At 56.2% G+C, this 13,363-nt stretch carries 12 protein-coding genes; 2 read left to right on the top strand and 10 right to left on the bottom strand.

What is annotated here, in order from left to right; translation table 11 throughout:
• Positions 1–592: 592 nt before the first annotated feature.
• The 6 genes from ABID59_RS26315 to ABID59_RS26290 form a co-directional block, all read right to left on the bottom strand.
• Positions 593–1,156 carry a M48 family metalloprotease gene (locus ABID59_RS26315; protein WP_354085317.1) on the bottom strand — a complete coding sequence of 188 codons (564 nt, stop codon included), beginning with the start codon at positions 1,154–1,156 and terminating at the stop codon, positions 593–595.
• A gap of 169 nt (positions 1,157–1,325) precedes the next feature.
• Positions 1,326–2,225: a peptidoglycan-binding domain-containing protein gene (locus ABID59_RS26310; protein ID WP_354085316.1), complete on the bottom strand. Its 900-nt coding sequence runs from the start codon at positions 2,223–2,225 to the stop codon at positions 1,326–1,328.
• A 285-nt stretch (positions 2,226–2,510) separates the two neighbouring features.
• Complete coding sequence (locus ABID59_RS26305; RefSeq protein WP_354085315.1) at positions 2,511–3,680, bottom strand: hypothetical protein; 1,170 nt, start codon at positions 3,678–3,680, stop codon at positions 2,511–2,513.
• 242 nt (positions 3,681–3,922) lie between these two features.
• The gene (locus ABID59_RS26300; RefSeq protein WP_354085314.1) at positions 3,923–4,549 is read right to left on the bottom strand and encodes a hypothetical protein; all 627 of its coding nucleotides are present in this window, start codon (positions 4,547–4,549) and stop codon (positions 3,923–3,925) included.
• 299 nt (positions 4,550–4,848) lie between these two features.
• Positions 4,849–5,244: a hypothetical protein gene (locus tag ABID59_RS26295; protein WP_354085313.1), complete on the bottom strand. Its 396-nt coding sequence runs from the start codon at positions 5,242–5,244 to the stop codon at positions 4,849–4,851.
• Positions 5,245–5,737: 493 nt separating this feature from the next.
• Entirely contained in the window at positions 5,738–6,496 is a 759-nt protein-coding gene (locus ABID59_RS26290) for a recombinase family protein (protein ID WP_354085312.1), read from the bottom strand.
• 806 nt (positions 6,497–7,302) lie between these two features.
• Here ABID59_RS26290 and ABID59_RS26285 point away from each other — a divergent pair.
• Together ABID59_RS26285 and ABID59_RS26280 are read left to right on the top strand one after the other, a co-directional pair.
• The gene (locus tag ABID59_RS26285; protein WP_354085311.1) at positions 7,303–7,509 is read left to right on the top strand and encodes a hypothetical protein; all 207 of its coding nucleotides are present in this window, start codon (positions 7,303–7,305) and stop codon (positions 7,507–7,509) included.
• A gap of 4 nt (positions 7,510–7,513) precedes the next feature.
• The gene (locus ABID59_RS26280) at positions 7,514–8,077 is read left to right on the top strand and encodes a transcriptional regulator (RefSeq protein ID WP_354085310.1); all 564 of its coding nucleotides are present in this window, start codon (positions 7,514–7,516) and stop codon (positions 8,075–8,077) included.
• A gap of 259 nt (positions 8,078–8,336) precedes the next feature.
• Here ABID59_RS26280 and ABID59_RS26275 read toward each other — a convergent pair whose 3' ends face one another.
• The 4 genes from ABID59_RS26275 to ABID59_RS26260 all read right to left on the bottom strand — a co-directional run bounded on the left by ABID59_RS26275 (position 8,337) and on the right by ABID59_RS26260 (position 13,173).
• On the bottom strand, positions 8,337–8,951 hold the full coding sequence (locus ABID59_RS26275; RefSeq protein ID WP_354085309.1) for a hypothetical protein: 615 nt from the start codon (positions 8,949–8,951) through the stop codon (positions 8,337–8,339).
• Between the two features lie 67 nt (positions 8,952–9,018).
• Positions 9,019–9,717 (bottom strand): primase 1D-like protein, encoded by a 699-nt coding sequence (locus tag ABID59_RS26270; protein ID WP_354085308.1) that lies wholly within the window; start codon positions 9,715–9,717, stop codon positions 9,019–9,021.
• Positions 9,714–11,630: a patatin-like phospholipase family protein gene (locus ABID59_RS26265; RefSeq protein WP_354085307.1), complete on the bottom strand. Its 1,917-nt coding sequence runs from the start codon at positions 11,628–11,630 to the stop codon at positions 9,714–9,716. The genes ABID59_RS26270 and ABID59_RS26265 overlap by 4 nt, the downstream gene beginning before the upstream one ends.
• A gap of 157 nt (positions 11,631–11,787) precedes the next feature.
• A complete protein-coding gene (locus ABID59_RS26260; RefSeq protein WP_354085306.1) occupies positions 11,788–13,173 on the bottom strand; it encodes a site-specific integrase in 1,386 nt (461 codons plus the stop codon).
• Positions 13,174–13,363 lie beyond the last annotated feature (190 nt).

Below are 13,363 nucleotides of genomic sequence, written 5' to 3'. Positions count from 1 at the left end.
CGATAGGCGTCCTTGGTGTCGCAGAATCCCCCGCTGCGGCCGGCGCCCCCAGGCTTATTGCGATAAAAACGCCAACCGGAATCGCCGCGCGGACTATCATGCTGCGCTCCTTATTTCTTCGGTATTCGGACGCTTTGCTGGTGACTGGGAAGCAGTGTTTTGTTGAGAGTCACTCGGAATAGGAGCAGCCGCAGATTGCGCAAAACGACCTAGCATGTACCCAATGATAGTTCCGAACAGTCCAAAAGCGGGTGCAATCTGTTCGTTGCTGTAGCCAACTGTCACCAAGATGAGAGTTCCGGTAATTACGGTAAGTATGATTACTGGGCGGGCAATGTCATCGGGCCGAGCATTCGGTACTTTTCGCAGTGAAAAAATAAGTGCACCTATAATCGCGAGACCAAGAACACCGATCAAGCAGGTAAGCCAAAACTCGTAAGGCGTCTTTGACGAAAAAAATCCCGCCAGAGTGGCTCCCGAGCTAAGAGGATTCTGAAGTACCGGCGGAGGAGGCACGGATTCCTCGCAGGCGCCTGACGAAATCCAGCAACTCGACATCGCTATGGCCAAAGTGAGCTGAGCTGAATGCTTTCTATAATCCACGCACATAGGACGCACCCTCTCGCGCTGAATCCTGAAACGGTTTCCCACTCAACGACAGCGTATATCCTTTATCCAATGCCGCGCATCGCTGACCTGGAGATCCATGATCATCCGGTGAGGCGTTCTCGTAAGCGCCCAAGTCAATGAATGCTCTCAGTACATCGCGCATAGCGCCTGGATCAGATCCCATTTTCTTAGCCAAATAGTATCCGGCGAGAACGTCTGCATGAAGCTCACGCAAACGTTCCGTCGGACCGCTCAAGCGAGCATAATATTGATCGGTCGAGAAAAACTGAAATATGTGACCGCACTCGTGCGCCAACACACAGGCTACGGTGATGCCTCCTTGGCTCGGCTTGAGAAGCTCATGAACCAACCTGATTCCGATTAAAACAGTCCCGTTTGTTCCATTGACGATAGTCTCAGGCGTGGCTCCGGCGTTCTTGGCGTTGACAAACTTGAATCCAGGATCGACCGGAATCACCGTAACGATGCGCTTCAATTCTATTATCAGCGCTCTATCAAAGGCCGGATCGCCCGATTTTGATGTCATGTCACTATAATCGGGCGCAGAACTTCCGGAAATGCAAGCGACGCGGCTGCCGTCGATTGCATAGGAAGCTGTTTGGCTCGACGCGAGGGCCGCTATCGAGCCGACGATCAAGGCGCGTCGCGAGCATGAAACACACATAGCGACATCTCTCGATGTTAAGCCTCAAATACTACCTAAACGCGGCAACCGGAGCCGGGGTCATAGCAGCTGGACAATCGCCAAGTCCCTTGTAGCAATCTAAAACGCTGACTGCGGATCTATTCGCCTGAATTACAACAGGAGGTGGGTTCACAACGGTAGGCGGAGCGCTGCCAACCGTTGCATTCGACGACGCGTCATTCTTTCGATCGGTGTTAGACCTAAAACTAGAAAGCATTGCGGGAGGAATTGCTTGGTACTCGGCAGGCCGATCCTTGCTCATCCAAATCGAAAATCCGCGTATCTCGGACGGTTGGTTAGGCGGCGCTACAACATCGGCGCGGACATAAACAGCGGCTTTCCCCTCGAATGCAGCAATCACGAACCAACTATTTTCGAAGCGCTGATATGAAACTTTCCTGTTATTGACTGTGAGGAATCTGTCGAAGAGATCTTTAAGCGACACCTCGGTCCCAAACCGCAGTGTCTCAACAAGGAGTCCATTGCTTCTGCTGTACCACTGGTTACCCCACTTCGTTTCCACTGGTCCCTGCACGAGACCCAAGGGGATGCCGACTGATACTCCCGCGTCATTGTCTGTAAACTGCCTAAACCCAGCTTGAGTCCGACGAGCGCGACCGTCGCGCAGAAGTTGATCCTCTTCCGCTGAAGTCAGTTGACCTGTTACCGGATGTCCAATGCGAGCTTGGAATTTCCCGATAGCCCCAAGCGTGCCTTCACCGGCTTTTCCGTCAACAAGACCTTCGTAGTCGGTCGTCCAAATCAGGGCTTCTTGTTGCTTTCGGACTTGGGAAACAGTTTGTGATTGCGCAAATGCCGATCCGGCGTAGAGCGTCGCAATCGTTGCGGTGATCAGTATGGCGCTGGCAGCATTCTGGATGCTGGATACAGTTCGTCCGCACGTACTCATATCTTCCTCCGGAAGAAGCGCGTCCGACGTTAGCACCCGCAAAGGTAGTGCTCGCTCCGCGGCGGGAAATATGAACTGGTTCACACTACGACGAAAAAATCATAAAGGGCTCCTCATAAGGGGCCTGGATGGCGGGCGTGGAGATGGTGGTGGTGATTCATCACCCACCCTCGAAGGCAGCCCATGTGGGAGAGAACTCAGAGGTATCCCTATATACCCCCTACGTCTCCCCCCTCTATCACTCCTCCATTAGCGGAGGCGTAAGAAGATAAGTAATGGAAATCACTACCAAAATGTCGTCGAAACAATCGCGCACGGAGAGCCGGTCCCTCGCTTGAAAACTGCCTGCATCGCCCTTGCTGCGGTGTCGGCCTTGGATTTCGCGACCAGAACAGCATCGTGGAGTGGCAACGCGGTGACCCCGGCTTGGGCCAGATAAGTTGTGACCTCGATGAGCATGTCGCTCTCAATGCGCATCAACTGAAATCCCAGGCCTGCACCGAACAAATGCTTGATGGCCGCGTGCCTCGCTGCAAGCATCTCAATGGCCGTTCGCAGTTTTGTGCCGGTCGGAAAATGCTGACGGGTATCTTCGGGCCAATTCCTCAGCGGCCCATCCGAGAACAGCATCGCGTTCATGAGCTTTTTCCAACCATCTCGGCTGGTGCCATCTCCGGCTACATCATAGATGTCGCCTTCGGGCTGCGTCTCGCCTGACCGCACGTAGGCAAGGCGTGGATAGAGCTGCCGATAATCGACGTTCGCGATGCGCTCGCCTTCAATCCGGATGCGGTCTCGCTCGGCTCTCTCGATCGACATCCAAAAGCCACCCGCGAGGCGACCGCCATGCTGCCATGTGCCATTGTTGAAGATGCGCCGAAGCGAACGGCGGTAGGGCGCAATGATATGTCCGTCTTTCCCTAACGAGAGGCTGGTGTTTTGGCACGTGACCTCGATGTCCGCCTCACGCAGGAATTTGTTTAGGCGTTGGACTTGATTCGCAAACTTGCGAGATTGGGCGGTCTCCCGGAACGTGATAGCGGCCGCGTGACCCGCTTCGTCCTTTCCTTCCTTTAGGATGATCAATACAGGATCATCAATCTGATGGATGGCGCGCCAATCGGGCGGGGCTAGGGGCAGATGCTGGGCGAGGTCAGCTGTTGGTCCGATAAGCGACGGCATTTTCGACTTGGCGGAGATCCTGTAGCCACGGCGCGCTTCCACGATGAGGCCCAGCGATGCCATCAGGCCGATGGCCGTCAAGAAATGCTGACCATACACAGGGTTCGCCCTGGCGTTACCTTGCCACAAAAAGGCGTGTGAGCGAGGCACGGCAAGCTTGGCATCGCTGCCGGTGGCCTTCAGCAGAATCAGATTGCAAGCTAGTGCTTCCACGGCGGCATAGAAGTTGTTGCGGTCGGAGTCCTTCCGCGCTCGCTTACGAAGGCCGCTCACGGTCTCGTGCTCTAGCAGCGTGTTCGCTAGTCGGTCTACTGCGCTCAGAAGCCCGTTGCTCTTCGCGCGAAGCTGAGGGTCAAACCACATAGGCCTGGGTCGAGGAATCATTGTGGGAGCAGCCTGCCTATCGTCTGTGTTCAAAGTGACCGGCTTCGACCTTCAACATGTGCGTACCGTTCAAGTGCGACCAGATCTCTCGATAATGATGCTGCATTTGAAAAGCCGAGCTGAGTAGTTAGTCAGCCAGCAGCACAAGCCGAATGCCGCCCATAGCGCTTCTTATGCGCCAAGACGCCCGCGAGGTGCTTCTCGATGACCCACTCGCAGGGCTCTTCAAGCATCCGACCCATCAGGCGGAGCACTCGACCCGATGATCGCGGATAGGCGCGGCGCCGGCTCCGGTGCTCGCGACCTTGATCGTCATAGATCACCCAACCTGTGCCGCTGGCCAAACGGTGGATTGCCTTTGAGCACTGAACAGTGCGGAATTCCCTAGTCCGGTGCCCCTTCTCATCGGCCAGCGCAGTCACGGCCAGGACGATTGAGACGATGCGTTCCGGCTTGACCTTGGCGATCCGTAGTCGCGCCAGGGCAATCCTAGCCCGCTTGACGGCCGCAAGGCCCTTCAGCCTGGTTGCTATCTCGACCGGCCCAGCTTCGTCTAAGGCAGACTGCACAGCGGTTATCGCTACGGTGATAAACTTGTCATGGGCAGCTCGAAGGCTGACGTAAGCGGCCGCGGCTGACAGATATGGCTTCAGCTCGGCGGCAGTGTAGGTGTTGAGCCAATAGCTGCCGTGGCGTGCCTTGTGTTCAGTGTGACGACGACAGTGGTGCGGCGCCAATCCTTGCTTGGCAGCCTTCATGGTCGGCCGTCCGCAGCCCGGGATGGCGCACGTACTCGCAGCGTTAAGAGGGCCGCGTTGGATGCGATCTTTCAACAACTGCCTGCTTCGCAGCCGAGAAACTGCAGCCGATTTACCTCCAAGCAAGGTTGCTACTCCTCTTCGTCGCTGCACCACGACAGATGCGCTCTACAACGGAATATCGTGCGACGTCAGCAATCCCGGCCCTAGGCCCCATCGGGTGCGGTGCACCTCGCGTCGAAGTTCGATTCTTGCAGTTCGAACCCCGGCCGGAATGCCAACTAACTAGAAGCGATGGCTTAGGCCTGTGCTTCCGGATCGATCGAATGGCGCGGCCCCGTAAGCCCCAAGCTTTCACGCTGAGCCATCAACTCAGCACGCCGCCTCGCAAACACGTTTCGTTTGCCCGTCCGTAGAAGCGGCACGACGAGGTTCTCGATCATGGCAAAGTTTCTGCCACGAAACGTCAAGGTGTACTGGGGCTGCACCGAGTCGCCCGAAGGTTTTCGTGGTCCGGTCGGCGAACCCTCGTAGCGAGCGGCCCGACATATGGCCACCAGCTTGTCTAAGTATGGCGTCTTGAATTTTAGAATAAGAGTCGGCGTCTTATTCTTGCTGACAACTTCAACCGAACCGAGATTGTCAACGGTGCCTACAAGCCAGTGAATATCTTCCGTCGTCATGTTCGACAGCATTTCAGTCTCCTTCTGTCCGTGGCCGCAATGTTGCGAACCATAAGCAACGACGTAGTTGCTCTCGTACACAGCGGCAACACCGGAAAAAATAAAAAGTCGATAAAACACTATGAAATAAGGGATATAGGGGTCCTGCTACCCCCAAAGGGGTGCAAGAAGAAGATGTCGCTAGATCAATTCCTAGATGACCTGAAGTGCCTCCTAGGACGAGAGCCATCTCTAGCAAGACAGGTACAATACGAAGTCGGGATGAGGCATCATGTCGATCGTAGTGCGTGGCGCACTCTCCGCGGGCACGTGACCACCACACCCACCCCCCTGCGAAGAGGCGAGCTGAGACGTCAGTGATCACGAGGAGGGCCCCGCCATCCCTGGGGCCACCCCACCATGTCAGGCTAGGGGATGTAGAAGGGACCGCAGTCCGGTCGGGGGACCAGAGCCCGGTCTCCGCAGTGGCAGGCCCCTTCGATCGGTCAATCATGTGGTAAAGGGGCTACGTGTTTTGCTGCTCCATGGCGGTCAAGCGGCGTCGCAAATTGATGACCGCCTTGGCGTCCCATTGACAACCGCGAGGCGACAACACACCCCTTTCATTGAAAGCCACTGCGATGGCCCGGGAAGATTTAGCCCCAGTTTCGATCACAGCATGCAGGGTGCTGCTGAGCCGCTTCGCTGTTTCATCAGCTCTCGTCTTCAGGGCCGATACCGCCGCGCGGTTGCCCAAGTTCTTAAGGTGCGCCGCTCCGTTCGGGTTGCCTAGCCGCTTAACCGAAGGGCGCCCCCTTTGGCCGACTTTCGCGACCCGATCTCGGGCCACCGCAAGAGCCGCCCGAGTACGCTCGGCCGTCATCTCCCGTTCGTGCTCGGCTACCGCGGCGAGGATGGTGATCGTAAGCCGGTTTGCATTTGGCAAGTCACAAGCGATGAACTCGATGCCGGCCTTTTCGAGCCCGGTGAGGAAGTGTACGTCTCGTGACAGCCGATCCAGCTTTGCGATGATCAACGTCGCTCTCGCGTTTCGCGCATGATCGAAGCTCCGCAGCAGTTCTGGGCGCTCGTCCCGCTTGCCGCTTTCGACCTCGACGTATTCGGCCAAGAGAGTGTCGGCGGCTCCCACCCTCACAAGGTACTCTCTGACCGCCCGCCGTTGCGCTTCGATGCCGAGTCCGTGTAGCCCCTGGGATTCGCGCGACACGCGCAAATAAGAGATGTAGCGCGTCACCTTCTGCTGTTTATCACCGCTTTTTGCCATGCGATCCTCACTGTTTGGAGAATACGCTAACGAACGTTTGGCAATTGGCCATGAGTCAAAACGACTCACTGGAGCCGCTCATGTCGAACAAGAACAGGACCTCAGCCTCGGGAAATTTCAGCCAAGTCGCGCCCCAGAGCGGGCACCTTCTGGCGGACCGGCACGGGGGATATGACTATGCCGCCGCTACTAGACACCATAGTCGACGAGCGTTGACATCACTGTTAGTGACGCAGGAAGCTCCACCGAATCGAGATGAATGCGGCTTATTGACTCTCGTGCACCGGCCTTCGATCGAGCATCCGCACGCATCGCGATTGGCAGATGACTAGGGCTGCGCTCTTTACTTTGAACGGAGATCTCAGCTTTCCGACCGGGTACACGGGGGAACCGGCGAGTAGTTGTCACATGGTCACTTCTGAGATGCGGGACCCTTTCCGCAATATTGGCCGGGCTTCTGGTTGCTCCCGCGTCTTCAGATCTTGGCGGGGCGTTTGATAACTCATCAGCCGCAGGCGGGGCGAAGCCATAACAGGCTCTCAGCCAACTGGCGCCACTAAGGCTCCAACAGCTATCCCGAGTGTCATGTAGACCCCATACCTCAGCTGGCTCATGGACGCGTTCCGTTTTGCCCATGGGGTCGTGATTTGTGATTCGGCGTCAAGCCTGCGAGGTCAAGGAAAATCGACGTTTTTGTTCTTTTCCCTCAACCGCAATGTTTCATCGGTGGATAGGACTCTCGAGCTTGCGCTTCGGTGAATCCGAGGATGATAGATGGTCTCCGTCTAAAAAACGGAGTGATTCGAATGAAGCAATTGCTGAGACGCTGGTGGGACGGGGAGTATGTGCCGCCGCGCAATGACCCCAACGGTTTGGTTTTCATCCTGCAGGGGGCTTACAAAAGGCACTGGACTTCGAAGGCCGCACACGTTGTGGCCGAGTTTTGGCTGAAGTACTGGCAGTGGTGTATGGGCTTCGGCCTCGCAATTATTGGCCTTATCTGGAGACATTGAGTTCGTGACGGAAGCGGAAAAGGAGCGCCGGCTTGACGCTGTCAGGCGCGTGAGAAAAAGGGTTCTCGCGCTCGAAGAAAAGTATCCCCACCTCCTTGGATTTGGGGAATTTCTCGACGACTTCAACAAGGAAACTGAGCGTGGTGCCGCGTTAGCCGCAGCAGCTTTTATCGATGACCTTCTGCAGCAGATATTGGCGGCGTTTCTTGTCAACAAAGCGTCGGCCAACAAATTGCTCTCGGGGTCTAACGCGCCCCTGTCGTCCTTCTCTGCTCGAATCGCGGCCGTCCGAGCCCTTGGCTTGCTGTCGGAAACTGAGTGCCAAGAATGCGAGTTGATAAGAAAGGTCAGGAATGAATTCGCCCACCAGGTCAAGATGTCGTTTGACGATAAAAAGATCCAGGGCTTTTGTTCGTCTTTGACCTATCGAGCAAAGCCCTATGCTGATGTGACGGTAAGCACGCGGGGCGCATTTACGACGGCCGCTATCGCGCTCATCGTTAACCTGACTAACCGTCCAAACCATGTAGCTCGCCAAAAGCTCACCGCGAGAGAGTGGCCACGGTAGGGGTTCGATGCCCCGCTGGATGCGGGAGGAAATGAAAGAGTTGTCGCTTAAAAGCCCAAACGCCTTGATTGGCAAACGATGAAATGGCCCCGGTGCTGCATTGTGCTCGACCCCAATTCCATACGCGTAGCATGCGGGGTTATTGAGGGGTTCGGCGTAACCTGGATTAGCGGTTGGAAAGATGGCCAGAGGTGCGTCTGGATTGACGACGAGGTGACACTGACAAAGTTCACTATGACGTTTGGTTACGCCGCGGAAATCATCGATCAGAAGTAGCAGGCATTTCTTCCACATGCTCGATGAAGGTCAGGCCGCCTTCGCCGTGGTCCATGGCTTGGAAAACGGTCAGCCCCGAGTTCTCGAACATCACCCTCCAAGCCGTCTCCAGGTCCTCGTAGGCCGCAAGGACGGTGTCAGGGGTGCAGGTTTTCTCCCATTCGGGGCCTATGTCATAGCGCTTCCCGTCCAGCTCTCCGATCTCGGCTTCAACGATCTTGTCCATCTCGAAGGTCTGCGGCTTGGCGTGTGCGAACACGTCCCGCAGCTCTTTCATTGCTTTCATGCTGCTGAACGGTCTCACCGACCAGTCGGGCGCCAGCTTCAGCGCCGAAAACACCTGCTTGATCTTGTCATTGATGGCCTGGCGCTCGTGCCATGGTTTGATCAGCTCGGCTCCGAAGAAATTGAGGTAGGCTTCAAAGGCGAACGCGATCATGGTGGAGCACGCCATGCAATCAAAGAATAGTGCATCGCGCGTATTCGACGCCAGCTTGTCCTTGATGATGTTCTGAAAATAGAAGGCCGCACTGTCGAGACCGTTGTGCGGACGAACATGCCGGGTCTCCTGAACCCGCGCTTTTATTCTCTTCGCCATTCTCGCCCCCATTTGCGTTGCCAAGCCAACTTGGCCGTCTTCGGCGCCTAGCCGTAAAGATTGCCCCTTAAACCTGCGCAAAGATCGTTGGGTAGCCTGTGTAAGTCTTTCCAGGCGATATCCTTAGGCCACATGCCCGCTCAATCAACTGATGGGCGATCCACGCCCGATCTATTACGGGGCAGTACAGCAGAGATTTTGACAAGAACTGGACCAGTTCATCCTCACTCATCAGCTGCGCACCGTAGAAGTGATACGATTGCCCAGAGTGGGCGAGATACCCCTTGATCTCCAATGCTTCGGCTATTTGCCGGACAAGCAAGTCATTGTGAGCTGACTCTCTACAGTGGAAGTCAAGCATTGGGATGTGTCGCTTTACTCCATCCGAACATCGCACCCTCGATGAGAGGGCGAGGGTCGTGCCGCGGGCTAGGGAGTCAACGAGCGCAACGAGCCCTTCGACGGTGACCCTTTCTCTCGGCATCAGCTCTAAGGTGTCGCTTTGTCGATTGTGCCTTTTCGCGAGAGTGAGTAGCGTGGGAGCTGCTACATCCCTAACGCTGATCAGTTGTAGGATGCACTCCCAGAAGGGTAGGCATGTGCTTGCTCTCAAATCCAATGCATCCGCTACCAAGGTCCGCTCGTCTTCGCTGAGCTCAGCGTTCTCTTGGATTGGTGGCGAGGCCATTGGTTTGAATAGATAGATCGCGTCTACAAGCGAATTGCGCGAGACCAGTTCACATACAAGATCCAGCGCAGTCATCATGGGTTGAGGCTATCCAGGGGGTGCATGGTCCGTTCGATATGGCGAAAGTGGGAATAGTCAAAGCTCTCGTATCTCTTATTGATTGCGAGCAGTCTGCCAGTGACGCGCACTTTGTTGAAATCAAGTGTGCGGCTCGGCAAACGGTCCGTCACACCTCTCACCACCAAGCAGACAAATGATGCAATCCCAGCGTCACGACAATAGGTCGCTCTCGTTGATCCTTCTATCAGAATGTATTTCCCATCGAGTTCTTCGACAACCGGAGGCGTAACTATAGAGGATTTCCCGTTTCCGAAATCGACAACCGCCGGCTCGAATAACGGGAGTCCAAAACGGTGATAGAGGTCAACAAGGCTACGAATTTGATTGTACTTATACTCCCGAGTGAATCGTGATGTAGCGACAAGGTCGCGGACCGGAACTTGTTCGAGCGTAATCGTTACATGGTGTTTTTCGTACTGCCGGATGGTTTTTAGCCGAGCGATCAGGGCCTCGGATGGAGTCGAGCGGAGCGTGGGTCGGAATGTTTGCGCGTCTTTACTCGTGCTGATCTGGTTTTCTAGCTGGTGAAGTACTGCTTGAATTACCGATGCGTCCAGAAAACCCTCATACAAAACAGAGTCGACGTCCACTTTTGATTGTTTTTGCACGCCAACAAGAGCGCGAAGGTGCGCAGCATCTTTTGGGACAATTACGGTTGCCCTGCACGGCACGGAACTCGCGCCGGGAAGAATGCAGACATTGACGCCAAGCGCTCGAAGGAGGTTCCGGCGATAGGGGCCATCCTTACTTGTCTCGCCATTTTCCGGAAGAATCGCATCGACGCGGACTCCGCGGGCTCTCCAACAGAGGATCGTAGGGAATAGTTTGTATACCCAGTCGGTGTCATGTTCGGATATGACTATACGATCGAGCGAATCTTCGAGGCTTTCGGTCACACGCGCGTAAAATTCATCGACGTCAAGGCATGCTGTCTCGCGGAGCCCGCTGGCGCGAATGTGCATCCTCTCGTTATCGAAGAATTTGCTCGTCGCTTCTGAGCCGTTTGCAACTAGGGTGGTCACAGCGTCAGGCGTGAGTTTCGCAAAGTCGGTCGCTCGAATTTCGCCTGTGTTGATCGAGATGACGTAAACGCTTGATTGGAGGCCCAACTGGAGCTGCTGGCCTCCATCGACCAACGTGCTAGCGAGCTGCGACAAGAAGTATGATGTGCTCCATGCGGCGGTTTCGGGCTCATTTCCGACTAGCGAGAAAGCCAGAATTTTACTTGCGAGTGTCCGCTCGGAGTTGGTTCGGTCCGCAAAGACGTACGCCGGTAGATTGCTCAACAGTCCGCCATCAACGTGCCGACGATCAACGGGCTGAAAGAATATCGGAATTGAACACGATGCTCTAACCGCATCTGAAACCAGTGCTTCCGGTGTCGAATGCTGGCTCCACACTTTCGCCTCCGACCTTACGATATCGGTCGAGACGATGTATGTTGGGAAGGGTAGCGACTTGAATTGGATCGGCTTTCGCTCAGACGGAAGTAATTCCGATAAGAGGCCCTCAAACCACACTTTAATGGCTTCTGAGGAGTAGAGGCCCTGATCATAATATATGTCGGCATACTGCGGCTTCGCGTAGCCCACAAGGTTGCCCGGCAGACTGCGTTTCGCGTTCCGCTCGGGCGGTTGCAAAAACGTCAGAAAGTCCAGTTTTGCAAGTTTCTCTCGTACATATCGTGGAGTCGCTCCAGCGCCTATCAGAGCAGCAATGATCGATCCCGCGGATGTTCCGGCAACCTCGCTGAAGCTGACGCCACGATTAACCGCTTCCTCGAATGCGCCAGCAAATGCCGCGGCCCGACAGCCTCCGCCTTGAAATACGCCTAAGCAGCTCTTGAAGTACGCCGTCTTTTCTGTCCCCATGTCCTTCCACGGCCCCGATTCAAACAACCCTTGCGGGAATTTGATGTGGATTTGCTCGGATGTCTAGCCGGGGAGAGTCATTCCTTATGAGGTAGCTAGGCCTGTGTTTCGCGCCGCGCCACGCGATCGGTGCCGAATATCCCAATCCGAAGGGCTATTAGCTCGGAAGCTTTACGGACTCGACGCAGGACCGCTTTAGCCGTTTTAACTGAGCATTGGAGTAGAGCCCAAATGTGATCCCGATCTCGCTCTCGTGGCCCATGATGTCAGCCACGACATTTTCTCGGTGTCCCGCATCTTCAGCCTTCGTTGCAAACCAGCGCCTGAAGCTATGGAAGTTGACTTTTGATCGCCGGGCGCCCGGCCTCTTGTCATGCACGCCAAGCTTCTTGCGGTAGTACGTAAACCGCTTGGAGAGGGCCATGGTCCGGTTGCCGTCCCAACCGGTGTCCTGAAATTCGGGAAACAGATAGGCCGCCGCATCGCGTTTGCCCACGAGTTGCGCGATCATCGGCCGCAGCGCCGAATGGATCGGAATGGTGCGAACTCCGGCCGCCGACTTGCTGCGAATGACGCTGAACGTGTCGTCGCGGCAATCACGGACGCGGAGCTGCCCGATCTCATCGAGGCGCATTCCCGAAAGGGCTGAAATCCTCATGGTGTTGGCCATGTCGGTGTCTGCCGGGCCCGCAAGAAGGATGCGAACCTCATCATCCGTGAACGGCCGCTCAGGCCCCATCGGGCCGTCCGGGGCAATCCTATGTGCCTTGGCCTTGGGGAGCGACTTGCGCATCCAAGGATTCGACTTCACGCCGAAGCTCTTCTCTAGCCACGTCCAGTATTGCCGTAGGGCGGATAGCTTCTTGTTGGCCGTCTTGAAGTGCACGCCAGCCTCGACGAACGCCTCATCACGGAAATCGGCGGCAACCCGATCGGTCGTGGTCTCGATGAAGAAGCCTTGGCTCGCCTTCGTGCACCAGTCCTTGAACTGCGCAAGCGCTGTACGGGCGTCAGCCTTGGTGCGCTCGCTATAGGTCGAGGCCGCAAGCCACCGTTCAACGTAGAGGTCGGCGGGAGTGACCTTTGCGGACGCCAACTGAACGAAGTCGGTGGCCTGCTTGGCGGCCGCCCGGGGTTCTGCAAAAGGCTCGTAGTCGTCGCGGGTCCCGCCAGCTGCCAGATCGATTTCTTCGGCCCGGTCCGTGATCTGGTACATGAGGTCATTGCGCCGCGCGGCATCGGCCCGGACGAATTCCTCCCGGAGAGCCATGGCTTCCAAGAGAAGCGGGTCTTGATCCTCGGGTCCGGGCGTACGGTGTTTGGCGATCTCGGACTTCAAATCCGCAACGGCGTTCCAGCGAGCTATACGGGCCACCCGGAGGTCCGCAGTCTCTAGGGACTTCAGGAGCCGCTTCTTGCCGAGAGCCCGCCGTAGCGTCCTAGGGACCTCAGCGACGGCATACCAAGTCGTTCCTTCGCCCCGGGGCTGGGTCAGGTACCGCCGATCGCCGCCACCTTTTTCCGCTCGCAAAATAACGTTCACTTAACCTGCCCCTAACGGTGCCCCCAACGGGTCGCCCCCAACGCAGGCATTGATATAGGGCCGTTTTCGCAGGATTTCCAGGCCTTCTGAAGTGTTGGCGTAGGGTCCAGGTTCCCCAGCCAATTCCAGGCGCTCCCACAAAGTCTGAATTGCCTCTGATCCGATGACCCGCGGCGGCGCGGCTCGCGAC

The organism is Bradyrhizobium sp. S3.3.6 (assembly GCF_040546905.1).
In the GTDB taxonomy this organism is placed as follows: Bacteria; Pseudomonadota; Alphaproteobacteria; order Rhizobiales; family Xanthobacteraceae; genus Bradyrhizobium; species Bradyrhizobium cytisi.
Note: the sequence above shows the minus strand (reverse complement) of the source record. Positions and strands in the feature narration are given on the sequence as shown.